We start from the raw sequence: 26,946 nt of genomic DNA, 5'->3' as shown, positions 1-26,946 counted from the left end.
GACAAAAACTACTTGCGCTCCACTTTGGACGTTGCTGTTTTTAGAGTCGGGGCATAAATTGTTAAAATGCTGTCTTGTAGCGCTATCCACCTGACGGGGTGACCCTCGCTTCGCTCAAATTCAAAATTCAAAATTCAAAGTTCAAAAAAAAAGAAAAAGGATGCAAGCCCCGCTCCTTATGGTATGGAGAGTGTAAAAAATGTTTTCCGAGACGCGCAGCGCGCACTTCGGAGCGGCACGAAGTGCGGAAAACGGCGTCCTTGTTTCAAGCCCCCAACTTACGTTATGAGGTTCTTAATTTTGAATTTTGAATTTTGAACTTTGAATTCCCCGAAGGGGGTGACGAGGGGTCTAGAAGGGTTGGTATATTTGTTCTTTGTAGTGTGCCGAAGGCAAGATTTTGCAAAATACTTTCACCCGCCCAAAATTTTTTAGATGCACCATTAAACCCTCATCGGATACTGAATGAAGTTTTGCAATACATACCGTATCTAAACATACCTTGTCTTGTGGTATAAGTGCACACTTTGGAAGGTTTGTGGTTTGTAAGGGGACATACTGCTGTTATGCGAGAGTATAGCAGCAGTAGGCTTAACTATCCTTATCTTTTTATAGTACTTTTATACTAAGGATATCAGTAGTAGGTAAGGGATTGCTATAGGGACAGTAAGGGATAGTTGGAGATGACATTTTCTCCGTAGCCTGTTATGGTATAGCAAAGTACATCATCATTACTGTTAAATTCTCATTTGTCGGTAGGAATAAGGTGTTCAATTCACGCGCCTTTGTTTATCTGCGAAATATTTTGTGGGTTGTAGGCAATTTATTGTTAGTCGAAAACAATTTTATTTTTCAACTACGTTGCGGTTTGGGCTGGTATTTTGCGTGGGAGGTGGAGTAGGAGAATAGTTGAGAATTCAATCTTCAATTAATAGTTAGTGAGGTTTGGATATTAGGGATGAGTCAGACAGAGTTTGAGGTGATACCGCAGATAAAGCGGAGTGTGAATACGGTGACGGGGAAGATGTTTAAGTATTTGGTATCTAACCCGATGGAGATGGGGTTGGTAGAGACAGTGGTATATACCCTCAAGGCATTTTGGTTACCCTTGGCGATGCATTCGGTGGGGATAGGTGGAGAGGAATTGAGGAAGGTTGCTTTGTGGGCAATTGGGGTATTGGAGAGTCAGATTCAAATGATTAAGCGCGTGTGTGGATTGGAGGGGATATCGCAGTTGGTGCTCATTACACCGATGGTGGTGGGCCAATCTTCTCCCCAAATTATGTCTTCCTCTGTTGTGTCTCAAGAACAGGTCATAGTTAATAGTAATGGGCATATTCCCCAAAAGTCTGTTGCTTCTTCTGAGGAACCATCGCAAAAAGAGGAATTGGATGGAGAAGATGACTTTTTTGATTCAGATGAGGATGTGATACCGTCAGGAATGATTGAGGGGGATGCAGGGTTTAGTTTGGAGTTTTCAAGTATTTGAAACAATTTGCCGATTGCCAAATGATATCTTGTTGCTGGGGTTACTCTAAATCTGCTTCAACCTATACCACTTCTTTGAGAGAACTGTCTTAAGAAAAACTAGGGTTTTTGAAATTCTTGTAAACTAATTCACTCTTATTTAAGAGTAGGTTAGATTGGTTGAAAATCATTTATATATAAAAAAGATATGGCTAAAACTAGTGGTAAAGCTCAATCTAGGAAAATTGTTTTAACCTTGGATATGGGTGGGAGCAAAACTAAGGCTATTGTGCAGGAATATCCAGAGGGTAAGCCGCAAGTTTTGCTGATGGACTCGGAGGTTGCTGATGTGGCGAGGGCATCGGTTGAGGGAATAGATACTGAGGGCATACCCGAATCTCGTGCTTGGGTAGGTGTAGGTGGAGAGTATTATGTGTTGGGTGCGCTTGCTCGTCATCAGTTTCGGGGAATATCGCAACTGAAAGAACTAAAGTATGAGCTGGCAGTACCCAAGGTATGTGGGGCGATTTGGTTGGCTAAGGAAAAGTTGGGATTGGAGAATGATGTTTCTGTTTATTTGAATATTTTGCTGCCGCCGGGGGAGACTCAAGACAAGGTTCAGTTGGAAACTCGATTGAAGGAAGTATTTAGAGGATTTGAAACTCCAGCGGGTAGGATGCGGGTGAGGATGACTTACTACAATGTGGCGTCTGAGGGAAGTGGTGTATTTTTCCATCGCAGACGTACTAGTGGTGGTGCTATACCTACCTCAATGTTTGTGATGGTGGGTTATCGCAATGCGAGCGCTTTTATTGTTCGGAGTGGTGTTCCCAGTCGGGGAATTACTAGCGACTTGGGGATGTCTTGGCTTGTCAACAATTTTGTTTCCAAAACATCAGGACTCAGTCCTGATAATACTAGTATTGTCGAGGTTTTGGTTGAGGCGGGTGCAAGTTGTGACTCCCAAGTGTTGCAGAAACTTTCTCGCAAGCGTAAACCTGATGAGATAAAGGCTGATGGGGAGTCTATGTCTAAGGCTCTATTGCTTGTTAGAGATGAGTACTGGCGAGCGATGGCAAGGTGGTTGCGCTCCCGGAGGGAGGATGATGTGTGCGAGTTGGTATTTTGTGGGGGTACAGCTGATTACATTCGCCCTGAGATTGATGCTTATTTTGAGAAAGAGGGTATTCCAATATCTTGGCACGGCGATATTGTGATTCCAGATATAGCCAGTAGCCTGGGCAATCGCATGACAGATGTAGTTGCTTTGCACGAGCATATGGTATTGGAATTTGATAGGGTGACTAATTATGAGCGCTCTCAATCTTTGTTTGATGCTCCTACGGTTAAACCTGACTCAGTTACTGATATTGAGGTGAAGGCTAATACTTCCACGAGGCTTGTTCCAAACTATGCTCCCCGTCCTGTCCCCAAGGAGTTTCTCACGATGAGCGATAAAATTTAGCCTGTATAAGCGTGGATGTAGAGTACTGTGCGCTCTACGCAAGAGCCGTGCCGTAGGCATACGTTATCGCAACGCCAGACAGTTTATCAGTTAAACTGTCTGGCGTTGCATTAGTTTTTATGGAGACGCAGACGTACCAACTATCAGCCCTTTTGACTATTGTGGCTTGTTTGAGAGCAGAAAAATCTGATAGTGGACGGTGCATTCAGGACGGGTACTGAACTGATAGTCTAATTAATTTTATTTTGCTAAATGATAGTTTTGTGATGTTCTCCAAGTTGAGTTGTATGTAATTATCAAACACTGATTTGTTGTAAATTGTTCGGTACGTAAGGGAAGATAAAAACTTGATTGCTTACACTTTTCAAATAAAGAAATACGCATCTATTATGTTGACTGCAAAACAAGAGTTAGACTACGGTTATGCCAGCTTAAATCGATCTGGTTGTAGGGTTCTAGAGGGTTGGGAGGGTCAAGCTTTTCGACCGTATGAAGTAAAAACCCTTTACTACAGAAATTTACTATGTGGTTTATTGGTAACTTTGGAAGGTTTGGAATGGATGACGCTTGATATCCTGCGTGTCTTGTTTCCAAATGATAAGTTGTGCAGGAATGACTTGGCATTGCAAACTTTGTTTGTAGTTTTCTGTCCAAAGCGATATACGAACTGTGGAGATAATTTATCCTCTAGAATAGTTATTTTCCATGAGGTTTTGTTTGGTTGGTTATCAAAATATTTACCTGATGAAGTCATCCATGAATTTTACGAGTGGTTTGCCAAAACTACCCTACTTTTAGATATGGGTTGTCATCATCAATCTCGACCAGAAGTAGTTGCATCTTTCGCCTAGAACTATGCAGATGTACAACTACTATAATTCTGATGATTTGGTTGTCCCCCAGGTACTAGTTAATGCAACTTGTGGGTTAATTCGTTCTCATCTACAGCGTTCTTTTATTACAATTGAGTCTTTCTTATGTCCTATTTATGAAACAGGTAAGCCGTGGGATATAGGTTGTTGTTTGGGATATGTTGTCTACACCCTACCTTCTGACATAGCTTATATCAAGAACTACGAAGATATTCTTTCTCGATTAGGACATAGTTTATCTAGGGTTTTGTACGCCCCAGATGATATTCGTCCTTACGGGTTAGTTAATGTAGTTTTGGATGTACGCCTAACGAATGCTCATCCTTTTACTCAAGCCTACTTTTTAGAGCATTGTTTCAAACTGGATTATTGCAAATAAAAAGTTCTTTAAAGAGAATCGCAGTACTACTAGTTGAGTGCTGCGATGATAATTTCAGTGAGATTTCTATAGAAATGTGCTGACTCTCTGGAAGCTTTATAGTTTCCTCTAATCAGTTTTCTAGAGTTTCTTCTGCTGTTTCTATCTCTTCTTGAAGTTTAAGTAATTCCATAAGCTGTTCTATTAGTTTATTAACTTTATTCAGTCTTTTTTTATCTTCATTCAGAGTTTTGTCTTTCCTGAGCAGCGATGATATTTTTCCTACTCGTGTTGCTAATTCTCTTGTAGGCGTTTCTTGTTTCTCTTGTTTGCTAGCTTTTAGGGTATCCCCCACTATCTTTTTTATCTGTGATAGAGATAGCTTTTCCTCTATTGCCTGTTTTAATACCTCTTGTCGTTGCTCTAAATCCTTTATTTTGGAAATGGTTGTTGCTTTAGTGTACTCCAGTTCGCCTTTCGCCAGTACTGACTGAATGTCACCGGGTAGTTTGAGTAGGGGTAGGCGGTTAGCTACAAATGATTGCCAGGTGATTTTGCTTAACTTGGAAAAAATGTCTTGTAAAGTCAGTGCATCGTCGCTAACCATAACGTTATGGTTAGAATTTCCCTTAGTTTCATTATTCATCTCGTATAGTAGTGAGATTACCGTATCTTGATTAAGATCTAGCTCCAGAGCGAGTAATTCCAGAATGCCGATAGTTTCTTCATAGGCGTTGAGGTCTTCTCTTTGTAGGTTTTCTGCGAGGCGGATGCGGGTGGCTGTTTTCTCATCGCAGTCAATGATATTGACGGCTATTTCTTCTAATCCTGCAATTTTGCAAGCACGGAGGCGACGCTCGCCAGCCATGAGTTCGTAAGTGTTGCCTGATGTATATCTGACTGCGATAGGTGCAAGAAGTCCCTGAGCTTTGATATCGTTTGCCAGTGATTGTAGTGCTTCAGTATCAAAGTAGCGTCTTGGTTGGGATGGAGGGAGGATGATTGAATCTATTGGTAGGGTAGTAGTGTTTTTCTTGGTTGATTCTTCTTGGGTTGCACTACTACCCAATAAATCATCGAGTGCATTTTTGTCATACTCTTTGAGTTCAACTTTCTTGATAGTCATATTTCTAGTTTTTTGAGATAATTTGCGATTTCTTCTAAGATACTAACTGCAGGGTGATTTTTTTTCCACAGAGCAAGTGGAAGGTGTGCTTGTGATGCACTAGGGAAGTCTATCGATTTGGGAATAGGAGTAGTTATGTGGACGCGCCCCCCAATTTGGTTTTTGATAGCTTCGAGTATACCTGATTGTTGAAGGGTGCGTTGGTTGTGCTGGGTTGGGATAAAAGCTGCGATTTGTAAGTCTTTGTGTCCTCCTTTTTTGAGACGGGCAATTGTTGTTAGTAGTTGTTCTGTAGCTGCGTAGCATTTATATTCTGTTTGGACTGGGATGAGTAGATGGGTAGCTGCAAGTACGCTCATAATGCTTAAATAGCCCAGCGAGGGAGGACAATCGATTAAGATGTAATCGTATTGATTGGCTATTGGTTCGAGTACTAGTTTTAGTTTTTGGCGACCGTCGGTTGTGATATCGCGCCCTAGTTCAAGTTCAGCTCCAACTAAAGCATTATTGCTAGGTACAATATGCATCTTGTGGATAGGTTCGTGCCAAATATTTAGGGGTGCGCGTTCGGTGATTGCAGTATATATTGTCTGCTCGTCTTTTAGCTCTTTTGGTTCGATTCCCATGAAGGTTGTTAGGCTTGCTTGTGGGTCCATATCGACAAGCAGAACTTGGTGTTTTTGGGCGAGATGATACCCCAGATTGTGTATAGTTGTCGTTTTCCCCGCACCCCCTGACTGGTTGAATGCAGCGATTATTTTAGTTTGACTTGTCATTTTTTAAGGGTGTTTTATACTTAACTGTTGCGATTCTATCAAACTCTGATTCCGAAAAAATAAAAAAATAATGTCAGTATGACTGTCTAGACTGACTCACACTGACATGATTCCAAAAACTGACTGTTAGAATGGGATGTCGCTTAATTCTTCGTTACTATCGCTGTTGATGTTTTCTTCGAGTAATTCTTGTGCGAAGTCGGGAGTTTCTTCTTTTGTAGCTCCAAATTGTGCTAATTGAGGAAGTGTTTTCCCAGTTGAAATGAATCCTCTAATGACGAGGGTAGCAACTTTTTCTTTGTAACCTTCCCGTTCGTTGACTTGTAAATTGATGTATCCGGTAGCTACACCTTGAGGGTATTCGCCACTCCCTTTGATATCTACGGCTGGAGTTCCTTTAGCACGGTAGGAGATTTCATCTATTACCACGCCATCTTTACCCCGATAGCTAAATTCAGCTATTCCGTAGGTGATTAAGCTACCCTCTTTGTCGTGGGTTTCATTAACGCTTTTGATGACTACTGTTGTATTGGTTTCAATCATGGTATTGTAGTTTTTTCACTAATTGACTACTCCCCAACCAGTTACTTTGGGCTGAGGACTATTTTTTTGCACAGACATTTTTACCAGATAGTTTTCTCAACGCGGGACAACTCAAGGCACGAGACTGTCCTTAGAAATTGGCGTTAGCTAGGCTTATGGTTTGTTCTTCCTGTAAGGAGGATTTATCTTCACTGCGAGGAGAACCTAATAATTCGATTGTTTGGACAGTTACTACGGGTTTAGAGCGCATTGCACCTGAGTTTTTGTCTGTCCATCTATCAAATCCGAACTCGCCTAATATGGAAATTTGGGTTCCCTTTTTGACGTAATTTGCGATTACCTCAGCTGTTGAACCCCAGGCGATGAGGTCAAACCATAATGCTGTTTCACTTTTGTAGGGAGGTCTAACTGCAACCGAAATACTTGCTTTTACCGAGCCACTTTCAAAGTAGCGAATGTCCGGATTTTGACCGCAGCGTCCGACGATTGTAATACGATTGAGATAGTCGCTCATAGGATTTGTGAAATTTTTAATACTTTACATTTCTACTGCGTTAGCACTTGTTAGTTTGTGGTTGTTTGTAACTGTGTGGAGCAAGTCATAATTTTTCTGATATTTTGTTTATTTATTGGTATAAAAATTGTAGATATGGGAAATATATATGTATCGATTTATTAATTTTTTATGGAAACATTTAAATTAGAAATAGACTCAATGCGATCGCTTCAATCCAGATTTGTCAAATGTAAGTTGGTCATGCTCGCTCTGATGTGGATGCAGTATGACGAAGATCAACAAAGAATTGAGAGTGCTGATTACTCGTCACCTTTACTTGTAGACAATTCTGAATGGTGGGATAGAAATGGTGGTCCGGATGTTGAACATTTTAGGAAGGTATCTAACACAGTTAGGATTGGTGCTTGGGATGAGGTGATGTCACTTCGTTTGGTAGACCTTCTTTCTCCCAACCCGACTTGCTTGCATGATGCTTCCTATTATGCTCTTGTGGCAATTGCAATGTATTTAGTAGATGGTGAGCTTAAGGGAAAGTTTATTAATCCTGCTGACCAATATTTTGCGCGTAGGATAGTTTATCAGAGCCTTCAAACTATGGGTAAAAAATATTTTAATGGAACAGATTGTTTTTCCCTAACTGGAATTGAGGACTCAGATAGTCTTATGTGGGGATTGGCGCTGCATTATCTTGCGCTTGAGATTGCAGCTGAGGGTGGTTTTGGTATGGGTAATAGCGATATAGATGATAAAATTGAAGATTTTTTGTCAGGTATGGATGATGTTGAAAGGGCTGAATTTGATATTGAACTTGGGTTATTGCCAGATGGTTATTTTCAATGTAAACCCTATATTGAAAAATGGACTGACCGCACTGTATTCTTATCAAAATTAGTCCACAGGATAGTGTATTACGTATTTGTTGGTCACGGGTATGATGCTAATCGCCTTGACGAGATAATGTCGATTCCATTTAATTCTCGCGTCTCTACTACCTTTCAATCATTGTTGGTTGCTGCTGTTTATAGGATTGGTTATTTTATTACTACTTCTGGGGTTGAGGAATGGCAGGAAGGTAGAAATTGGCTCCTGCGAGAAGCTTTTTCTAACCTGTTACCCTTTTACGAACGAGGTAGAAAAGATGCTGCAAAATTGTAGATGAAGAAGAAAAAATCAGGTTGGTTTAACCAATCCTGATAATACTTGATGTATGGTTGCACAACTGTCACTGGGTAGTAGGTAATAGTTGTTTAAAACAGTGATAATTGTGGATTATTTATCTCTGTAGATTGATTACTTTCTAAGGGTTTTTGCTTAAGCTTCTTACCCCATTCGTTGCTTGCACTCTTGATGACACGAGTGCGGATATCGGTGGCGATGTTTTCATAATCATGCTGGATTTGTTTGTAATTGATAGGGGTGCTACCAATACTTTCCCACAGTTTGTCATAATTATAGTTTGGGAATGGTTGGTGCTTGATAAGGCTAGTATGACTGCAATAAAGATAAACGTTGGTCCACTCCCAAGACAGTGGAACCTCAAATGTGATTGGCATCATTACAGCAAGTACTTCGCTTGGAGTAGCAAGTTTCCCGATCTCCCCTTTATCTACCTCCTCTAGGATTGTATCTAATCTGTCAATTACAATTGCTTGCCACACCCAACTGGGGATAGTATCTCTCCATTCTCGCCCACCAGTGATTGTGGGACCAGCTAAATATTTAATTAATTGTGCATCCACCTCTGCTAGTTCTAACAAACAAGCGAATACCTTTCTATCCATCCCCATGCTGGCTAGAATCTTAAGCATCTTTTGAAGGTTAGGAGTTAGTATTTTCTCTCCTTTTAATTTACTATTTTTGATTGTTTGTTCAATATCAAATAGGCTTTGTTGTTGCATTTTAATCTCCATAGAAAAAGCCGCTAGCTAGTAGAAATTAGCTGACGGCTTGTTGGTATGTAACGATGATTTTTTAGGGTATGAACAGGTTATCCCACACGTTTCTAGTTGATATGTGACATTGGAATTGTTCTCTTGCTATTGTAAATTTGGCAAGCAGCTCGGTGCTTTTAGTCTTTTCCCACCAGTTTGCTTGTAAGTAGGTGAGTAATAAAGCTTGAGTTGATTTATCCTGTTTACTTGTCCAATTACTGACATCCAGGGCTGTAATTACATTTTTGGGAGGTAATTGCAGTTGGTCGAGTATGCTTTCAGGTATGGAATTTAACAAATTGTGGAATGCGATCGCGCGACCTGGACTGCCCGAACAAAGTTTGAGTATGTCTTGGTGTAAGAATATTTTCTGTTTTTCCAGAATAGTTTTTACTTCGTCAATAGGTAGTTGAGCAAATGGTACTATTTGACACCTACTTTTGATGGTAGGCAGTATATTCTGGGCTTGGGATGTGATAAGAATAAATATTCCTTTTCCTGGTTCCTCTAAGGTTTTGAGTAGGGCGTTGGCGGCGGTGGGTGTAATGGTGTCGCAGTCGTGGATAATTACTACTTTGTGATTGCTTTGAATAGGAGAAGTTGAAACAAAGGTGATGATTTCCCGTACCTGTTCTACTCCGATAGTGGAATTTTCCTCTTGCGGGTGTACTTTCAGCATGTCTGTGGTGCTACAGATGTAGGAGGCAAATAAAAGGGCGGTTTTGGTTTTACCTACTCCTTCGACGGTGCTGGTAAATAAGTAGGCAGAGGCAATTTTACCGCTTGCGATGGTTCGGAGGAGCTGCCTCTGTGAGGCGATCGCGCTATTTAAGATAAGTTTTGCGGTATGCTGAGCGACTATCTCGTTAAAGAGGTTGTTCATAGGGTGCAGATTTTAATGATGGTAGGGGTGAAGTTGTCAATGCCAGACTTAAGTTCGCCCTCAAGTTGGATCAGTGCTATGAGGGTTTGTTTAAGTTTGAGGGCGCTTACAGTTTCAACTTCTTTTTTGAGGAAGTACAGCCTTTTGGGATTGTTGAGTGAGGCGAGTGTTGAGATTTTGTTGTCGCTCAGTTTTTCTTCTACCCCAGCTTTGGTAATTAGCCAAGTGCGGAAGTAACTTATGAGAGTAGCGACTATCTTGAGAGCGTGTTCGTTATTGTCTAGCAGGCGATAAAGTATTTGTGCTGCTGTATTAGCTTTACTATTTTTGATGGCGTGGGCAAGTCCAGTACAACTGGTATTGTTGTTGCTAACTAAGTGTGAGATATCCTCAATATCTAGTTTTTCCCCTTGAGCGTAGATAGCAAGCTTGGCGAGTTCGCTATCGAGCCTTGCAGTATTGTTTCCAATTGCCTCTACTAGATAGCTTATGGCGGTGGGAGCAAGCTTTAAGAAGTGGGTTTTTAGTGCAGCTTGAATGAGTTTTTCTATCCCTTCTTTATCCCAACTGGAGATGAGGGGAAATTCTTCAATCTCAGCGTGTTGAAGTAGTTCTTTGACGGCTTTACTTCTGCCATCAGGCTTGCTTTGTGAAGTAATTAACAGTAGGTTTTGTTTGGGTATTTTGGGAAGAGTTTCTTTGAATGATAAAATTATTTCATCCGGGCATTTGTTTAATATCGTTCCATCTGTGATGTGGACAATCTTTCCTCCTTCTCCGAAAGGAATTGTCATCACTTCTATTATTGCTTGGGATATTGCTGACGTTTTGTTATCAACTCGGATGTAGTTGAATATTTCCCACTCTTGGGTAGTAAAATATTTGATTAATTGTTCTACCCTTTTTGAAATTGAATGGGTATCTTCCCCATAGATGAATTTTACTGGCATGGGTATATTGCTGGATTTTTTTATATATACTTGCGTTAGCCAGTAAGTGGTGGTAAATAAATCTTGTAGACTTTATACAATAGCTTTTTTTAGCTTTGGTTTGATTCTAAAAAATAACTGCTAAATTTATTAACCTAGCAGAATATTTTTGTTTTATGACCGTACTTTTTTGGCTGCATTGATGTTTAACAGTTCGCGGCAGTCGGCGAGGGTTCTTTGCATTATTTATTCAGGAAATTTTGCTACTTATACCTCCTTGAAATTTACTTTTTCATTTTCGGTTTGCTTTCTTACCCTGATTGTAGGATGTTTAACTGATTGGTTCCCGTGATAATTGCGCCAGTTATCTAACTCATTGAGGTATTGTAATATAGCAGATGCACCTGCTACTTGATATAGTGAAATAGCCGACTCCCACTCCTGAAAACTTGCTTTTTTCTCATTAAGAATTTTGATGATAGCAGTGGGAAGTTTGATTTCCTTGCCAGTATCTAAATCAAAGTGTGGTGTAGTTTCTAGAAGTAGTTCTTGTTCTGATAGAGGTACACCACTGCTTTTAAGATTTATCTCATTTAGTTGGGCAGTTATACCTGATAGAGGTAGAGTTTGTTGGGTGACATGCGTAACTTTTCCCCGGTAACTTCTTTTTTGTTTAACCTCCTTGGTTTTGACAACCACAGGATTTTGGGGAGTGGGTATCAAGTAAGCTTGTGGGAGTTCAAGTGATAGTTGTTCTTTGAGTCTGTAGGGTACGGTTTGCTTTTGAGCTGGGGTCATCTTATAGGAAAAGTTTGCTGTTTTTCTGGGATCGCCAAACTTGCGCAATTTGACTTTAAGCTTATAAGATATATTTCCTCGAATGAAAGTATGGCTATCAAGAACTACAGGTATGGTATGTTCCCACCATTCAACTTCAATAACCCGGTCGCCATCTAATAAATCATAGACGTTGGTTAATCTGGCGTGGGGTTTGTCTTTCAAGAAATTATCTAACCACTTGCGTTGTTTTTTGTTGAGTAGTGATAATTTTTTAGCCATTGTTAGAATAGGGTCAATTGTTTGCGACTGTCTAGCATTTGAGGGTTTGCTATTTGCAAGATTTCTAGTCGTTTTTGGGCAAGTAAATTGAGATAATACTGTGATGAATAGTTCTGCGAACTTTTTATATTTGTTACACCTTGAATGCTGTAATAGTAGGTGACGATATCTCCAGGTTTTCCTAGTTTTAGAAGTTCTTTTTCACCTTCACGAATTTTGCGAGTGATGGCGAGTTTATCTTTTGGGTAGTCTCTTGATGAGATCTGCGATTTGACATTTTTGTAATGTTCCTCTGCGCGTAGCTGATTTTGAATGAAATAGGTTAAATATTCAACAGGAAATTCTTTTTCTAGTTTTGAGCGAGAGCGACTTCTCCAACTACCTTTGCGGATAATCCTGCCATCTTTTAGCCACAAGAGATAGTTCTTAGTTCCCCTTTCGGGAATAAACATGGCTTCGGCAATAAATTCTAGTTTGACGATTATCCCTTTGGGTAATTGAGATTGAAGTATGGCGTACACCTCTTCTACATTAGGGTGGGTAAAAAACACACCATCAGTATCAACTTCTATAGGGACTGCGCCAGCTTGATTGATTACCTCAATCATAAACTGTAGGATACGCCGACCATAAGCTGTTACCAGGGCTGCTGCTTCCATATCATTAAAGGCAAGTTCAGATGTGCCGAAGAACCCAAACTGAGAATTAGCTAGGACTTTGGTGGATTCTCTTTTTTCCTTGGCAACAATATCTCCAGTCTTAGCAAGTTGTTCCAGCCTTGATTTTTCTTTGACTAAATATTGCAAAATGCTTAACCCAATGCGATCTGTATCCTTACAAGAGACAATCCCAAAAGACAGTATGGCATTGGGATACATTGAACTAATGTCTATGTATCCAACTTTCTTATACAGTCCGGGAACAGAATACGCTATTCCCCCTTGGAATTTGTACTTGCGGTCGGGTTTAGGTTTTATCCCTTGGTAGTGATGCTCGAAAATTCTCTCCCACTTGGTACCATTACCTGCGAGGGCTAGTTGTTGAAGGTTCATTCCCGGTACAACTAGCGCTTCGTAGTAATATGAGGGTACTAGCCTCGACGCTATGAGTTGGGTATCTTCTAAGTCGTAAGTAAGATACTCCTTAATTTTCTGCCATCCCTCACTACCCCAACCAGCTTTCCAGCAAACTAGAATTTCCTCATAGGAGAGAACAAGTCTCGCTTGAGAGCGTAATCCCATTTCCAGGACGGCTTGTTTGAGTGACCGTCCGTTGGTAAGGGACTTAGCGACGAAATCCCATCTGAGAACGCAGATATAGATATCTATATGCAGGCTGTTTCGGATGAATACTTCTCGGATAGTTAGTGGTGTACCATGTACCTGGGCAGTTCCGATAGTGCGCGTTCTAGATGCAATTCTAAAGGGATGAGCGATGCCATGTAATTCGCAGCGGGTGATAATAAACGGTAGGTCAAACTCAGTCCCATTGTAGGTATAAATTACGTCTAGTTTGCTTATTTCTAGGTGTTTAAGAAACGAGATGAGGATTTTGCTTTCGGAGATATCCATAAAAATGGAGACTTTCCCCATTTCACTCATACAGCCAATTGCATAGATGCGATTCTCTCTTGGGTTGATTCCTGCTGTTTCAATATCGACTACCAGAGTTTTGAGGCTAGAGTAGGTCGAAATATTTACTGTAGGTTGCCACTTCGGTATAAGAGTGGTCTCTTCCCAGAATATGTCGAGTTTTTCCTCATCAACTATAATTTTATTACCAAATTTGGTAATAAAATTTCTATGGTTATAACTCATAAATTCTGAACTTTACGAATTACAAATACCAAATTTTTGATGTCGATAATGTAGTGTTTACTCTGATATTCGCCCTCGAAAACACTCCAAGTGTTTTACGTCGAGAAGGCTTAATTATCTGCTTCTATCAGAAAAAATCTCCCCTCAAAAATTGGGGAAAGTGGATGTTTGATTTTTCTGAGGCGAAAAGTATTTTTACGCAGTTTGAAGCTTTTCTACTAGTTGTACCCATGCTGGAGCCTTTTTTCCATTAATGGGTGTAAGCTTCTGCCAGTGTTCCTGCAACTGCGCTTGTGATAGATGGGGTAGTTGTTCTTTCCCCCAATTAATGGCATCTTGGGCAGTTTTCCAATTCTTCCAGGGTTGAGCTTGGGGACTGCTTGTGGTTGAAACTATCTCGATAAGGGTAGCTTGCAACCATAGGTGCGCGCCTTCATCTCGCATGAGATTTTGACGTGCCATTAGGAGTGCGATCGCCGACTGAATGTGGTTAATACTCCACGATTTGGAGATTGTTGTAAGTTCCTTCCAGGTGTCCTCCTCTAGTTCAGTGAGATTTCTGCCATTCGGGTTGGTTTTGCAGATAAGTAGGTCTTTTAGAAAGCTGACAAGACTAGTGTGGATGGTGATTGGGTGCTTGCCATATTTCATCCAATCTTGGAGAATGCCTAAATTGCCTGTCATTTCTCCCTTGGTAATATTTTCACAGAAAGTGACTAAATCGTGTTCGGGAATAGTACCTGATAGTTCCCATACCCAGTTGGGAGTGATTTCCCCGAATCCTAGTAAGGTTAGTTGGTCTAGGAGTTTGAGTGAGTCGCGTAGGTGTCCGTGGCAAGCTTTAGCGATGGCGGTTAATGCTGTAGGAGTGATATTTATACTTTCTTGGTGGGCAACTTTTTCCAGGTAATCTACAACTAGTGAGAGGGAAACTCTTCTAAAGTCAAACTTTTGGCAGCGGGAGATGATAGTTTCTGGAACCTTGTGTACCTCGGTGGTACAGAAGATGAATACAACATGGGTTGGTGGTTGTTCTACTGTTTTGAGTAATGCTTGCCACGATTGGTGAGAAAGGGCATGACATTCATCTACTATTAAAATTTTGCGCCTACTCTCGATTGGTTTAAGTTGAAGGTTAGAGACTATCTCGCGGATGTTATCTACTCCTGAGTGACTGGCGGCGTCGAGTTCGGTTACATCAAGGGATGAGGAGTGAGAAATAGTCTGACAAGAATTGCACTCACCGCAGGGTTTGGTTGTTGGTTCTTCTGTCGATAGACAGTTGAGGGATTTGGCGAGAATGCGGGCTGTACTGGTTTTACCTGTACCCTTGGGACCTGTAAATAGATAGGCTGGGGCAATTTTGCTGAGTGCGTTCGTGGAGTGACTTCCTCCTGAGAGGATTGCATTATCCAGAGTGCGTACAATATGTTCTTGTCCAATTATTTGTGAAAGTTGCTGGGGGCGATATTTGAGATGCAGTGGTGTGTACATATTTGAGAGTGTTTGATTTTACAGATGAATTTGTGTATAGCCAGTTTTCTGACTGACTATACTTTTTGGTTTATACGGCTGCTGTTTCTAATTTTGGTTCTGGTTTTAGTTCTTGCTTGCGCTTGCGGGATTTTGATTTGTTGGCGGTAGGTGTATCAGACGGCGGTGTGTCTGTGACATTAGTTGTTTCATTGGATACTTTTTCTCGTTCTGGAAGTTGATCCACCCCTTCTGCTCCTGTTTCATTTTCATTTTCAGGTTTTGAAGTGTCAGTTTTATATTTGGCAAGACCTTCTGGTTTATCGAAATCTTGCACCTCTACGGGCATAATGAGTGTTAGTTGGTCAAGCAATCCACCTAAAGGAGAAATAATGACTGGTTGGAGGGGCTTGTTAAATCTGAATATAACTTCATCGGTTGATATGTGCTTGAGCGCTTCTTGTAGATAGCCACTGTTTAGCCCAATACCAATGTTTTCTCCTATACTGTTTTGGGTCTTGATAAGCAAAGAATCTACCGCGTCCCCAATATCAGTATTACCCGTCATTAATGTTGCCTGTTGGTCATTTACTTCCCATAGAATTTTGACAATTTTGTGTTTTTTCTCTGCGAAATGGCTGATTCTTTTAAGAATTATTTCCATTCCTTTGCGTTCTACCATGAGTTCGTTAGCAAAGCTTTTAGGAATAAGGTGGTTAATCTGGGGAAATTCTCCTTCTAACAACCTGGATGTGAGTTCAGCATTTGGCAAGATAAACTGGATAGTGTTGTTTCCAACCTTGAGGGTACAACTGCTATTTTCGGCTGTTGTCGAGAGGATTTTTCCCAACTCGGTGAGACTTCTTCTAGGGACTGTGAATGAGATCGGCGAGTAGTTTCCCTCTAGCTTGGAGGATACCAACGCAAGGCGGTGTCCGTCGGTGCTAGCGCAACTCCAATTTTCGCCTTGTAAGTGGAAATGTACGCCTGTGAGGATAAGTTTGGTTTCGTCTGTGCTACTGCAATACAGACAAGCTTCTAAGGCAGCTTGTAGCTTTTTGCTAGGGATACTGATTTCAGTGGGGTTTTCTGTTTCTGGGATACTTGGAAAATCTTCTGGATTTCTTCCTACAATGCGACATTTCCCCGTACTGTGGCTGATAACGCAGGTGCGTTCGCTTACTTCAATATCCAGCTCGCCGCTTCCTAGATTGTTAACCGTGTCGGTTAGTAGTTTGGCGTTTAAGGCGACTACACCTGCCTGTATAATATTAGTTATTGCTGTAGTTTTGATACTGACGTTCAGGTCAGTACCAATGACGGTAAGTCTGCCTTCATCCGAGGCTTCGATTAGCAAACTTCCGAGTATAGGGTCTACTGGTCTTGTGGATATGCCGTTTTTGGCTGTTTCTAGGAGTTCTGTCAGTACAGATTGAGTAGTTGTTAGTTTCATAGTGTATTTTACCTGGACATGAATTGTAAAGGTGCTCGTGTGTCAACTAGCACCTTTTAGAATTAGAACTTAATAAGGTAGTTCTTCGATTGTTGAGGGAGGTAATGCAGCTAGTTCGGTAGTATTTACACCTGCTAGCTGGTGATGTGTAGCTACGACGGCGGAGGTTTTACCAATGCGGTGGCTAAATTCAGGATTAGCCTGCATGATTGTTTGGAATTCAACTTCTTTGTCTTCGCAGAAGAATTCGAGGAAATTGCTACCATCAGGGTTAGGAGATTTGTAGGAGTCAACTACTGCTACCCAGGATTTGTCGCGTTGGTTGGTTGCTTCTTTGGGTTCGTGTGATGGTATGAAGGTAGGTTGAAAGATACCAAGGCGGTGGAATTCTTGGGATTTTTCAACAACGGGTATGTCTGCAAACCTGGCGAACGCTACCTCCAGTTCGCGTTGGAATTGTTTGTAAGCCTCACCAAATCTAGAAGAGGCTACTCCTTTGATTGATAAAGCGATTGGTTTGTTGTGGAGGTTTTTATTGTTTCCATCTACTAGGTTAATTAGGTAGAACCGTCGCAGTACTACTTTTTCTTTCCCCAAAGCTTGGTACATATCATACCCGTCGCCGTACTCGTATATACCGATAATTGCACCATCGTCCCTTTGTTCGATATACCGGGGTGATACATCGAGGATGTGCATACGGGGTGATTGCAGGAGAATTCCCATTTCTGGAGTACCACTGGAGAAGGTGTGCTTGTGGGTGGGTTCGCCTCCTTGCCAATCAATGTTTCCTAAGTATTTGTCTTTGACGAACAAGCCAACCTTTTCTGCTTCCATGTGATTGATTATCTGGCAGATGCAAATATTGCTGATGGGAGCGTTATATTCAGAGTTGGCAAATTTTGATACTAACGTTTTTCTCTGTTCGAGATTATCTGGAATTGCAGTTTGTGGTTGTTCTTTTTGTTCTTCTTTTGTATCTGGTTTGATTGGATTTTTAGCCATAATTATGGTTCTTGAACTAGTTCAAATAACCTGTGCATTTGCATATGTTGTGGTAAAAAACTAAAGTCGTCTGGATTTACAAACGACTCTGAAAGTGAGTGAAATTTTCAAGTATTATTTAAGTAACATCTTCCAATTCATATGAATATTCTTCTATATACTTCTTGTTCTTCACTCCTTCATACCGCCTAAGTAGGTCAACCTAATTAAACATAAAACGTTCAACTTGATACTGACCTTGCACGGCTCTATTTTCTATACCCTCAATAATGGCGATTGCCTACGGCAGAGCTAGCCCCTAAGGGGGCGCTACGCAAACGCTTAACGCTAGTTCATATTCATCCTCAAAAACTCGAGATGCAAGCTCGTCACGTTTGAGATGCAACCATTCATCACGGCACTTGCTTCAAGTCGGGCATTGCCCGCCCAACGCAGTGCCTCTTCAATACGATTCATTTGAGGGCTGTAAGGCGGCAGAAAAAAGATGTACAAACCCTGCTGTTGCCATCGTTGATGGTGCTGACGTGCAAGATGGCTTTTATGAACAGACGCCGGGATCGTGAATGATGACGGTGATTTGTCCTGTTTTATGCAAGCGATGTTTAGCAATTGCTGCCTGCCAGTCCATTAGTTGCACATAGGTTGGTGTCTTGAGTGTCCCAACCATTAAGGCATAATCAAAACGAACCTTCGGTTCCCAAACACCGAAGATGTTGACACGCCTACCCCGTCGGCGTGGTTGCCGGATACATTTTTGTTCTCCCCTTCGTCCGTAGCTGTAACTTGTGGGACTAGTACAATAGCAACCAGATTCATCCAGGTACTTCAAATACACAACGCCTAATTGTGCCCAAAGCTTGAGTAATTCCCAATCCAAGCGTTTGGCTTGGAGATACTCTGGGTTTCGGGTTACAGGCGGACTGTAACGCACCCGTTTCCAGTACCACCCTTTTTTTTTAATACCCGTCTGACTTGTTCGGCTCCCAGTTCCACTCGTCTTTCACTCGCTAGTTTCTGGCTCAACTGCCGTGCACTGTATCGCCGTGGTTCTGCAAGCCACTGCTCTAGTGCCTGCCAATCGGCCTGGTTCCAACGTCGTGTTCTTCCACGTCCGGGCGCTTCCCACAGTCCTCCCAAACCATGTTTGTGCCAACGACTGATCGTTTGCCGCACAGTTTGCTCTGCCCAATCTAAGTACTGCGCAATCTTTGGAACATTCCAACCGTAAGCGTTTAGTCTTAAAGCGTTAAGCGTTTGCGTAGCGCCCCCTTAGGGGCTAGCTCTGCCGTAGGCAATCGCTCTTTGCTTAGTTCTCGAAGGCACTCGTTGCGCACAACTGAGTTCTTTGAGTGTACGGTCTTCTTCACAGGTCAGCGTTATTCTTAGCGGCGCAGGCATCGGTTATCACTTTATTGCTGTCTTCTCCCTATCTTACGTTTTTTTAGGTTGACCTACTTATTAAGGTGTTTGGCAATTTCTTTCGTCTGGGACGACCTCAACCCCTTCACCGCACATCTTATGAGTATGGCCAGATTAGCTCGTTCTTTCTCATCCTCATTCATCTTCACTAAAAACAATCCCCACAGGTCTAATCGTCACTCCACGGTTTTGAGAGTGACGCGGTGTCATGATATTTATTTTTAGTATGAAATGAACTGTCGGCGTAATAAGCTATGACAGGGAAGTAAGAATGATGACAAACAAAAATACTGCCAATGATACGTCTTCCATGACAAAACCTCTCGTAAAACCTGTAGTGTGATGGAGATGAAATTAAGTGATTCCTCTGTGGACGGGTAGACTGTGAGTAAATCCGAGAGGTGCATCAAAGAAGTGCGCTTATTCAGAAGCGTCTTGAGGTGGAGAATCCCCGTCGTCCGTCTCCATCTTTGCGTCTTTGAATTGTCGCTCAAGGAAGGACAAGAGCTTCTTCTCGAACCGGGTAAGGGTCGCTCGCGCAGTAAGGGTACCGAAATGCCGGAAAATGGGGACAAGAGCATCCTCCCCGACCCCGACCCCTTCGTAAATTGCTTTCAAACGGCTAAGAAGCTCTGCTCTCTCCTTCTCCTCTTTCTTGGAAAGCTTGAGCGGCACAACATCAGTAATGGCTACCTTGGGGACTGTACGGTCGAAAAGCTCAAGGGTGACTGTCTCCCCTGCCTCTTCCGTCACCACCCCCCAGAAGCCCGCACGATCCGAGAGAAGGGCATCTGTTGAGCGCTTTATGACGCACACGTCTCCCTCCTGAAGTGGGTTTGAAGGAGGTTTCGGTGACGTACCATTCCCTAGAATTTCCTGCTTCACCTCCTTTACGATCTCATGGCTTGGAGCTCGTCCCCCTGCCTTCTCTACCGCACGCATCCATACTTCAACCTGTTTTTCCGGGTCTTTTATCGTTGAGAGGGGACGGATTTGGTACTCGGTCGTCGGAAGAACGTGCACGGCTCGTGCACTTTTCGCAAGAGTATCGGTGACATTTGCAGCCTCGATATAGTGGTATGCTTGACGACGTTTGAAGCCGAAACGTGACTCACAATATTCTGTAAACGTCCGGTAGCTCTCTCGGTAGAGACGCTTTTCATTGATCGCTCGAAGTGCCGTAGCGGCAGCGTAAAAGGAGTCTTCTATCTGGCGTTCTAGTTGTAGGAGAAGCTCCTTCTCTTCGCCGGAAAGCGGCGCATCTTCTCCTTCGGTGATAAGCTCCGCTTCGACAGGGACTACACCCGTTTCTTCGGTCGTAGGCTCATCACGTTCGGCTTTCTCCTTCTCGATAGGAACAGAGGCACGTTCTTCGGTTTGTACTATCTCTACTGCCGCTTCCTGTTGCTCGTTCGGTTCTTCAACGGAAAGCTTCTTTCTTCTGGGCATCGCTTTTTTACCAACAACAATACCTCCGATTTTACACGCGATTCTACACACATAAGCATGCGATAGAGGAATTAGCTGAGTTCAGCACTCCCCTTGCGGCGGGGAAACTATCAAATCTCTATCCTTCCAAGCTGTCCGATTTTGCGAGAATCAATACACCTGGAAAATGGCGAATAATAGCTTTGATAATTCTGCACAACTTCTCCCTTCAGGATACCATCATTTTTGCGGCTTGCTTCGGGTTAGAAGTGTTAAAATTGAAGGTACAGAAACTGTCAGAGGTTGTGTGTTGTGAAGTTACTTTAAAAAGTGATAGCTGCATTTTCTTTCAAATCCTTAAGCGCACATTCAACGATGAGAGATTCTTCAGTCTCCCAAGTTTTCACTTCCCACAAGGTAGAAAGTCGTTCGCTTGAGCGAACTATAGCCTTAGAGCATTTGTCCTTACGGGTTACCCAGTATTGAAAGGTTTCGGCTTTTTCTTTTGAGTCAAACCCAAAATAAGTAGTTTTCCTCACTCCCGTAGGACTAGTAATGGTGGCGACTCTTGGAGATAGGATATTAAGCGTCCAACCATCTGATGTAAGTTCAACTTTTTTGACTTTAATTTCGGGAGAGTTCATAATTCAACTTCGGGAATTGCTGCTAAATATTCTTCAGCTGATATTTCTTTTGCGAGCCATTTATCATGTGCTTCTTGAGGAGTTAAAGTACAGGATGAAGATGTTTGTTTCGGAAAATCTTCTACTTCGGCTAGAAATGGTAGAAGTGTGGCTTCTAACCTTTCTTTGAAAGCTTGGTGTTTTTCTTTGGAATAGGTAAATTGGTAAACATCACCCGTGTTAACGAACAAATACACTAAACTAATTTCTGATGCTGATAATTGGGTTCTCTCATGGAGCAAGAATAATCTGAGTTGGGTGTGAAATGAATTTTCTAGTAACTGAAAGTTTGATGTTTTTTGAATAGTCCAATCTAGTCCAATTACCTGTTTTTCTTGATAAATGATTAGATCATAGTTAGCATATAGCAACTGTGATTTATAAAGATATTGTGCCTCGGTATTCCATTGTTTGCTGCCGGGAATATCTAGAAATGGTTTGGCTACTTCTACCCACTTGTCTATTTGAGGGTATGCTTTTAAAAATAGTTCTACAGGCAGTCCCAATCCAATCTGCTGCATGATGAGGTGAAACTCACCGCCGAGTTTTTCGCCTTGGCTAATTGGTGTTGTGCGTATGTTGTTTTTGGAAATTTTTTTGTTTTCCCACTCAAGTTTTTCTAATAGACTTGGATTGAATCTGTTCATCATAAAAATCTGTCCTGAGTATTTTTCAGGACAAATATGTGTTAACTCTTGTAGTTGTTTTTATTTAGACAAGATGATATTTACCAAGGTTTGTAATTGTGGTTTTAATGCTGCGACAGGACATAGTCATTAGGTTGAAGTAGCTAGCAAACTTGGTTATTTTTCCTGCTAGTGTTAATTCTAGAAGGTATTGAGATGCGATAGCTGATGTCATGCGGTTTATGAATAGAGTTTGATAATTAAGTATTTGAAGTTCCGCACATGAGAGTTTATTACTGCTGATCTCTTCAGGTTTTGGAATTAGCAGTTCGGGATGCACCAGCGCTGGGGATGGTAGATGTTTCCAGAAAGAGGGATTGTCTGCGTTATCCGAAGCGCTTACAATATCGAAGTCAGGGTGGGTTCCTAATAGAACTTGTCCGGAAGTGCTTGTGTTACCGCAGTCCAGCCAGAATAGATCAGCTTGCTCGCGGCTTTTGCTATATTCCAGACACGAGTGAATTTGCGCCCTAGCGGCGGCATTGTCTACGCAGCCGATGATAACCGTGAGGGTATTCCATCTGTATTTTTCTACATGGTTGGGGGAGAACCGATCTGAAATTGCTGTGACTTATAGCCCATATTTTGCACTACATCTCGTGGCTAAACACTGTGCTTTGGGCAAACTTATCTCTGATGGTTGGTAATTTTGGCGTGCAATATTTTTAGTTTCGACACTATCTCCATCAATGATGGTGAGGTTAGCCTTTTTATCGTTTTGCTGTAGCTGTAGTATGAGACGGCAAACATCTTCTGCGAGGTATCCTCCTGTGCCACCAGCCCCCACTAAGATAAAATCTACTTTGCGGTGGGGATGGGGGAGAACGGGTAAGAAAATTTCTGTATCGATTTGTATCATGGCTCAAATATAAAATTGGGGTCAATTTCAAAGAAGTGGTTGTACACCCCCAAGCGGGTGTATATGGTGGGAGTTGTATTAACTGTCCCGATAATTCCGAATATGCGGAACTTGGTTGAGTCGATGGCGGGTATTATCCTGCGCACCTCTCAGTTAAATCCGGACGTGCCCATTTCTGTGCATCCGGCTTCTGACGTTCTAGGGTTTCCCCTTGCTCATGTGGTGGTAATCGTGACAGCTTTCATGTACTGCCAGAAGATTATTTTTCTTCCAGTTGTCGTGATTGTCGTCGATGTGGTGTAAATGTACCCGTTCATCGCTGAGTATTTTCATACCACAGTATCCACATGCATGGTTTTGCCGCTTTAGGGTTTTAGAGGTTTCCCCGTCGTAGAGCTTGCTATTGCGCTCGCTCCAGTAAGGGATGTCTCCGTCGAAAGGTGATTTATCACCCTGGACATTGACAAATTTGTTTTCGGAGTAAGGAACTGCTGGGAACGCCTTATCTAGTAATTTCTTACTAGTGTGTCGGTTATTCTTTGCTTCCTTGTTGAATACCTTAAATGCTCGTGTTTCGATGTGGTATAGCGAATTGCGAGAACCGTCCATCTTACAAGATCGGTGGTAGTTCCTCCATCCTCTAACCAAGGGCGCTAATCTCTTAGCTTTTTCCTCGGAACCATAGTTAGAACAGTTGACGATAGCTCTTACCTTCCTGTGGAATGCTTTGAAGTTATCCACGGAAGGGACACATCTAAACTTTCCGTTGCTTTGCACTTTGAAGTGCCAGCCGAGGAAGTCAAAGCCATCTGTCGATGCAGTAATCTTGGTCTTCTTTTCACTGACATTCATTCCTCTGTCTGCAAGGAACTGATTTATTCTTCCAAGTATCTCTTCTGCGTTGTCTTCGGGTCGGAGTATTATAACCATGTCGTCAGCGTATCTTATAGACGGTTCCACAATGTCCCTTAGGGACGTACGTGGAGTTATCCGTCTTTTTGAATCCACATGATACCTATGGATACTTTCGATTCCGTTGAGTGCGATGTTGGCTAAAAGTGGACTTACTACACCACCCTGTGGGGTTCCCTGTTCTGGAAACTCTGGGTTAATCCCAGCCTTAAGGCAGCGAAAGATACCTTTCTTCATACCTTGCGGGGCAATGAGATTATTCATTATGGCGTTGTGGCTTATCCTGTCGAAGCATTTTTCTATGTCGAGTTCTATGACTCGTTTTTCTATCCCATTTGCTTGAGAGCTTAGGTTGAGAAACAGTACTTTTTGTGCGTCTTGCGCTGAACGTCCTGCCCTGAATCCGTAGCTCTTGGCGTGGAATGTTGCTTCATGTGCTGGTTCTAAGGCGTATTTCACAAGGCACTGCCATGTTCTATCCGCAATAGTGGGAACTTTTAGAATTCTGGTTTTGCCATCCTTCTTGGGTATCGGGATTTGTCTTAATTTGCGCGAGATGCCAATCAAGGTAGTTTACTTTGAGAAGTTTCTCAAGTTCAAAGCGTTCTTCAATAGTTAAGGACGCTTTCCCATCAATACCCGCAGTCTTTTTGCCAGCGTTTAGCTGAGTTACTTGTCGAATAGCCAGTAGCCGTGCTGCTTTAGATTTCAGAATCAGTTTTTGGATAGACCGGGCTTTCCGCATGTCTCCTGTTTTAACTGCTTTGAATAGCCGAACTTGTAGGCGAAACAAACTGCGTCGGAGTTTCTTCCACGGTAATTTGCTCCAAGATTCACTAGCATTTCTACTGTGTCCAATCATGCTCTACTCCTACTGACTACTTTCTGAACACCTCGGACCAATTACGGTCTGTCCTACCCGAATTAAAGGAGTTCTGCCGCTCGTCTGGCTTACCTGGGTTTTCGACCTTTTCCCAAGACCTTTAACTCGTTTTTATTCGTTCCCCGGAAGAGATTGTTATGTGCCGTCAGATGGAACCAATTCAACCGCTAGAACCCCTTACTCTTGCCGTTCACTCAGAAATTGTCGGCGGGGTTTCAGCTCTAGCGAAGTCAGGGGTTTGTGTTATGCCCTGCTTGAAGATAGGTCGCTTTTTTAGGTTCTGTTTCATCTTGTACACTTCCCATTAGCGCCAGTGTCAGCCCATAACGACCGTCTGATTGCGCCCTGTTCCCAGCTTCAGCCTCCGAAATTCCGAGTTCGGTCACTGTGGGCAGATAGGGAGTCACCTCTGAGTTTGAGGGGAAGGGCTTTCACCTCCATCCTTTCCGAAGTTCAACCCTTGAAGGGTTGGATTGCCTATGTACGGACTGGTTACCGCGATTCAGCAATCAACGAATCGCACTCCTGACTCTTCTTGGTTGTCCTGGCATGAGGGGGTTGCTTTCATACAGCCGTGGCTGTGTACTTCAACCAGTGCTTGGCTGTATTTGAAGTTTCCAGTTTCTAATGATCGCACATGGGTTGAAGATGCTTCTTGCAGTGGAGTATGATACCACCAGATGTTATTCTCAACCCCCAGGTAAAAGAGGATTTCTTGATGAGGATTAACTTGTGCAGCATTGATAATGTCTGCAATGATGCTTGCTGGGACTTTCGGTACATTTAATTTGAAATAGGGTTGTATTTGTGTCAATCCTGGTATCTGGGTATGAGCGATTTGTAGGCAGATTTCTAGTTCTGGGCGGTGCGCTCGCGCATAGACTCCATCAGCTGCAAGCCAGTATTCCTGAAGCTTTTGGCTATAGGGAGGAAGGTTGTGACTGATGGCATAGTTATAACTGATGAAGGGGTTATTCATGTTAAAATATATATCTGGGTATATCATTTGGAGTTTTGACTCTTTGATAGTTGCTAGTTAGTAATTCTTTTGCTGGGAAGGATTTTGTACCTTGCAGGCTAATTAGTAGGTTGCAGACATTGTGGAGGTGTGATTTGCACTTGTTCTGACTGAAGTCTTCGTTAAAAGAGCTTCTCCAGAACAATTCCCAGGCTTTATTGATTGAGTTTGGATTGCAAGCAGGTGGAGTATTTCTGCCGAAGCAAATTCTATTTGAGTCATCCCAAATATTTGGTAAGGGTGCCTTGTATAATTGACAATCCTGCTTGAAGGTTTTTCCTTTAATTGCCCACAGGTAGTAGCTGCTATTGCAGCCAGCGAATAGAAATGCTGGCATAGGAATAGTTATCGTTTTGTTTTCTTCTGAGGTTTGTATTGAGACTGAATATTTTTTGGGCGGGTAAAATTGAATAACACCCTCTCCAAAAGGTGTTTTTTCCCACCACAGGGTATTGGGAGATAGCCATCCAGAACTTACAGTTTTAGTTGTAAATGCCTTTTCTACTGCTTCTGGTGATAGAAACTTGTACTGTGTTTTTTTACCCTCTTTTTCTACTAGTACAAACTGTCCTCTGAGAATGATTAAATGCCCTAAAATTTCCTGTGTTGGAATGTTTGATAATATGAGTTGGGCATTGACTTCTGTATTCATGTGGCGGCTTGATTCCAGATTCTGACGAGTTTTTTTCTATTAGTTACTGATGCTTCTATCCAGTCTGTTAACTCTTGAAAGTGCTCTAGCATCATAGTAGCTTCTTGCCATTGCTCTGCTAGTAAAATAATATTTTCTTCACTCCATTCCCACCAATAACCGGTTTCATAGGTTGTATCTAACCAAATATTTCCTGTTGAATGAGCGAGAACCATGAGGCTAGTTACTAAATATTTGATAGGTGATTTGAACTTTTTACATATTTTTACAAGTTTTTGAAAGTTTATATCTTCGTCATTTGTTAGGTAGTCAGGTTCAAACCCAAATTCTTCTTGCCAATATTTCAAATTGTATCCATTGCCCATAAGGGAAAGTAAAAATTTTTCGCTCATCTCTAAATCTTCAAAATTCTCATTCCACCATTCAATTTTTTGTGGTAATATAACGATATTTTCATATTCTTCGTATGCTTCTATTTCATCAATAAATTCAACGGGGAACAAGTCGGAATTTACTAGCTGAATAAATTCAATTTCCCTGTCTGAATATATGCAATTAGGATGTGTTTTTGTATTTAAGGGTGTTGTTGATTCACTCCACTGTTCTGGAAATAGTTTTTGATATAAGCCGAGTAAACGTGCTTTTTGAGATAGGTTTTCCAGATAGATGATTGTTTCTTTGCAGGTGATGGGTATTTTAAATAGTTCTAGTGATATCATGATTTTGAGATAT

The 26,946-nt window shown here is 41.9% G+C and carries 27 protein-coding genes and 2 pseudogenes; 6 read left to right on the top strand and 23 right to left on the bottom strand.

Annotated elements, in window-relative coordinates:
• Nucleotides 1-958: 958 nt before the first annotated feature.
• The 4 genes from DP114_RS33480 (at nt 959) to DP114_RS33465 (ending at nt 4,183) form a co-directional block, all read left to right on the top strand.
• A complete protein-coding gene (locus DP114_RS33480) occupies nt 959-1,489 on the top strand; it encodes a hypothetical protein (RefSeq protein WP_169267501.1) in 531 nt (176 codons plus the stop codon).
• Nucleotides 1,490-1,675: 186 nt separating this feature from the next.
• The gene (locus DP114_RS33475) at nt 1,676-2,932 is read left to right on the top strand and encodes a ParM/StbA family protein (protein WP_169267502.1); all 1,257 of its coding nucleotides are present in this window, start codon (nt 1,676-1,678) and stop codon (nt 2,930-2,932) included.
• 389 nt (nt 2,933-3,321) lie between these two features.
• Nucleotides 3,322-3,783 (top strand): hypothetical protein, encoded by a 462-nt coding sequence (locus DP114_RS33470; RefSeq protein WP_169267503.1) that lies wholly within the window; start codon nt 3,322-3,324, stop codon nt 3,781-3,783.
• A 10-nt stretch (nt 3,784-3,793) separates the two neighbouring features.
• Nucleotides 3,794-4,183, top strand: coding sequence for a hypothetical protein (locus DP114_RS33465; protein ID WP_216670069.1), 390 nt, complete (start codon nt 3,794-3,796; stop codon nt 4,181-4,183).
• Between the two features lie 112 nt (nt 4,184-4,295).
• Here the strand turns inward: DP114_RS33465 and DP114_RS33460 are convergent, their stop codons facing one another.
• From DP114_RS33460 to ssb, 4 genes are all read right to left on the bottom strand, one after another.
• Entirely contained in the window at nt 4,296-5,288 is a 993-nt protein-coding gene (locus tag DP114_RS33460) for a ParB/RepB/Spo0J family partition protein (protein WP_169267505.1), read from the bottom strand.
• Nucleotides 5,285-6,064 carry a ParA family protein gene (locus DP114_RS33455; protein WP_169267506.1) on the bottom strand — a complete coding sequence of 260 codons (780 nt, stop codon included), beginning with the start codon at nt 6,062-6,064 and terminating at the stop codon, nt 5,285-5,287. The genes DP114_RS33460 and DP114_RS33455 overlap by 4 nt, the downstream gene beginning before the upstream one ends.
• Nucleotides 6,065-6,190: 126 nt before the next feature.
• On the bottom strand, nt 6,191-6,607 hold the full coding sequence (locus tag DP114_RS33450) for a hypothetical protein (RefSeq protein WP_169267507.1): 417 nt from the start codon (nt 6,605-6,607) through the stop codon (nt 6,191-6,193).
• Between the two features lie 130 nt (nt 6,608-6,737).
• The gene (gene ssb / locus DP114_RS33445; RefSeq protein ID WP_169267508.1) at nt 6,738-7,121 is read right to left on the bottom strand and encodes a single-stranded DNA-binding protein; all 384 of its coding nucleotides are present in this window, start codon (nt 7,119-7,121) and stop codon (nt 6,738-6,740) included.
• Between the two features lie 171 nt (nt 7,122-7,292).
• On the opposite strand from ssb, the gene DP114_RS33440 reads away from it, so the two are divergent.
• Nucleotides 7,293-8,279, top strand: a complete 987-nt coding sequence (locus DP114_RS33440) for a hypothetical protein (RefSeq protein WP_169267509.1) — start codon at nt 7,293-7,295, stop codon at nt 8,277-8,279.
• A 92-nt stretch (nt 8,280-8,371) separates the two neighbouring features.
• Here the strand turns inward: DP114_RS33440 and DP114_RS33435 are convergent, their stop codons facing one another.
• From DP114_RS33435 to DP114_RS33370, 14 genes and pseudogenes are all read right to left on the bottom strand, one after another.
• Nucleotides 8,372-9,022: a hypothetical protein gene (locus DP114_RS33435; protein ID WP_169267510.1), complete on the bottom strand. Its 651-nt coding sequence runs from the start codon at nt 9,020-9,022 to the stop codon at nt 8,372-8,374.
• Between the two features lie 73 nt (nt 9,023-9,095).
• Complete coding sequence (locus DP114_RS33430; protein WP_169267511.1) at nt 9,096-9,938, bottom strand: AAA family ATPase; 843 nt, start codon at nt 9,936-9,938, stop codon at nt 9,096-9,098.
• A complete protein-coding gene (gene holA / locus DP114_RS33425) occupies nt 9,935-10,888 on the bottom strand; it encodes a DNA polymerase III subunit delta (protein ID WP_169267512.1) in 954 nt (317 codons plus the stop codon). The genes DP114_RS33430 and holA overlap by 4 nt, the downstream gene beginning before the upstream one ends.
• 246 nt (nt 10,889-11,134) lie before the next feature.
• Nucleotides 11,135-11,926: a hypothetical protein gene (locus DP114_RS33420; protein WP_169267513.1), complete on the bottom strand. Its 792-nt coding sequence runs from the start codon at nt 11,924-11,926 to the stop codon at nt 11,135-11,137.
• Nucleotides 11,927-11,928: 2 nt separating this feature from the next.
• Nucleotides 11,929-13,743 (bottom strand): 3'-5' exonuclease, encoded by a 1,815-nt coding sequence (locus DP114_RS33415; RefSeq protein WP_169267514.1) that lies wholly within the window; start codon nt 13,741-13,743, stop codon nt 11,929-11,931.
• A 195-nt stretch (nt 13,744-13,938) separates the two neighbouring features.
• A complete protein-coding gene (dnaX, locus tag DP114_RS33410) occupies nt 13,939-15,237 on the bottom strand; it encodes a DNA polymerase III subunit gamma/tau (RefSeq protein WP_171978399.1) in 1,299 nt (432 codons plus the stop codon).
• A gap of 70 nt (nt 15,238-15,307) precedes the next feature.
• Nucleotides 15,308-16,669, bottom strand: coding sequence for a DNA polymerase III subunit beta (gene dnaN / locus DP114_RS33405; protein ID WP_169267516.1), 1,362 nt, complete (start codon nt 16,667-16,669; stop codon nt 15,308-15,310).
• A 69-nt stretch (nt 16,670-16,738) separates the two neighbouring features.
• Nucleotides 16,739-17,674 carry a DUF5895 domain-containing protein gene (locus DP114_RS33400; RefSeq protein ID WP_246163625.1) on the bottom strand — a complete coding sequence of 312 codons (936 nt, stop codon included), beginning with the start codon at nt 17,672-17,674 and terminating at the stop codon, nt 16,739-16,741.
• Nucleotides 17,675-18,001: 327 nt separating this feature from the next.
• Nucleotides 18,002-18,166: a hypothetical protein gene (locus DP114_RS36480; protein WP_370469291.1), complete on the bottom strand. Its 165-nt coding sequence runs from the start codon at nt 18,164-18,166 to the stop codon at nt 18,002-18,004.
• Between the two features lie 46 nt (nt 18,167-18,212).
• Nucleotides 18,213-18,605 (bottom strand): hypothetical protein, encoded by a 393-nt coding sequence (locus DP114_RS33390; protein ID WP_169264872.1) that lies wholly within the window; start codon nt 18,603-18,605, stop codon nt 18,213-18,215.
• Nucleotides 18,584-18,907 (bottom strand): annotated as a pseudogene (locus DP114_RS33385) (helix-turn-helix domain-containing protein); the annotation flags it as partial. The gene DP114_RS33390 and the pseudogene DP114_RS33385, both read right to left, overlap by 22 nt.
• Before the next feature lie 606 nt (nt 18,908-19,513).
• Nucleotides 19,514-20,542: a hypothetical protein gene (locus DP114_RS33380; RefSeq protein WP_169267518.1), complete on the bottom strand. Its 1,029-nt coding sequence runs from the start codon at nt 20,540-20,542 to the stop codon at nt 19,514-19,516.
• A gap of 302 nt (nt 20,543-20,844) precedes the next feature.
• Nucleotides 20,845-21,165, bottom strand: a complete 321-nt coding sequence (locus DP114_RS33375; RefSeq protein ID WP_169267519.1) for a hypothetical protein — start codon at nt 21,163-21,165, stop codon at nt 20,845-20,847.
• Nucleotides 21,162-21,854: a hypothetical protein gene (locus DP114_RS33370; RefSeq protein ID WP_246163623.1), complete on the bottom strand. Its 693-nt coding sequence runs from the start codon at nt 21,852-21,854 to the stop codon at nt 21,162-21,164. Before DP114_RS33370 ends, DP114_RS33375 begins: the two co-directional genes overlap by 4 nt.
• A 460-nt stretch (nt 21,855-22,314) precedes the next feature.
• Between DP114_RS33370 and DP114_RS35930 the strand changes: the two genes are divergently transcribed.
• A complete protein-coding gene (locus tag DP114_RS35930) occupies nt 22,315-22,449 on the top strand; it encodes a hypothetical protein (protein WP_256379424.1) in 135 nt (44 codons plus the stop codon).
• Between the two features lie 12 nt (nt 22,450-22,461).
• Here the strand turns inward: DP114_RS35930 and DP114_RS35575 are convergent, their stop codons facing one another.
• From DP114_RS35575 to DP114_RS33345, 5 genes and pseudogenes are all read right to left on the bottom strand, one after another.
• A complete protein-coding gene (locus DP114_RS35575) occupies nt 22,462-22,749 on the bottom strand; it encodes a ThiF family adenylyltransferase (RefSeq protein WP_246163620.1) in 288 nt (95 codons plus the stop codon).
• Nucleotides 22,750-22,947: 198 nt separating this feature from the next.
• Nucleotides 22,948-24,523, bottom strand: a pseudogene (locus tag DP114_RS33360) (group II intron reverse transcriptase/maturase).
• 523 nt (nt 24,524-25,046) lie between these two features.
• Nucleotides 25,047-25,523, bottom strand: a complete 477-nt coding sequence (locus DP114_RS33355; protein ID WP_246163618.1) for a hypothetical protein — start codon at nt 25,521-25,523, stop codon at nt 25,047-25,049.
• A gap of 1 nt (nt 25,524) precedes the next feature.
• Nucleotides 25,525-26,214 (bottom strand): hypothetical protein, encoded by a 690-nt coding sequence (locus DP114_RS33350; protein WP_169266884.1) that lies wholly within the window; start codon nt 26,212-26,214, stop codon nt 25,525-25,527.
• On the bottom strand, nt 26,211-26,933 hold the full coding sequence (locus DP114_RS33345; protein ID WP_169266885.1) for a hypothetical protein: 723 nt from the start codon (nt 26,931-26,933) through the stop codon (nt 26,211-26,213). Before DP114_RS33345 ends, DP114_RS33350 begins: the two co-directional genes overlap by 4 nt.
• Between the last annotated feature and the right edge of the window lie 13 nt (nt 26,934-26,946).

The organism is Brasilonema sennae CENA114, assembly GCF_006968745.1.
Lineage (GTDB): Bacteria > Cyanobacteriota > Cyanobacteriia > Cyanobacteriales > Nostocaceae > Brasilonema > Brasilonema sennae.
The sequence above is the reverse complement of the archived record's forward strand: the minus strand, read 5'-3'. Positions and strand labels throughout refer to the sequence as shown.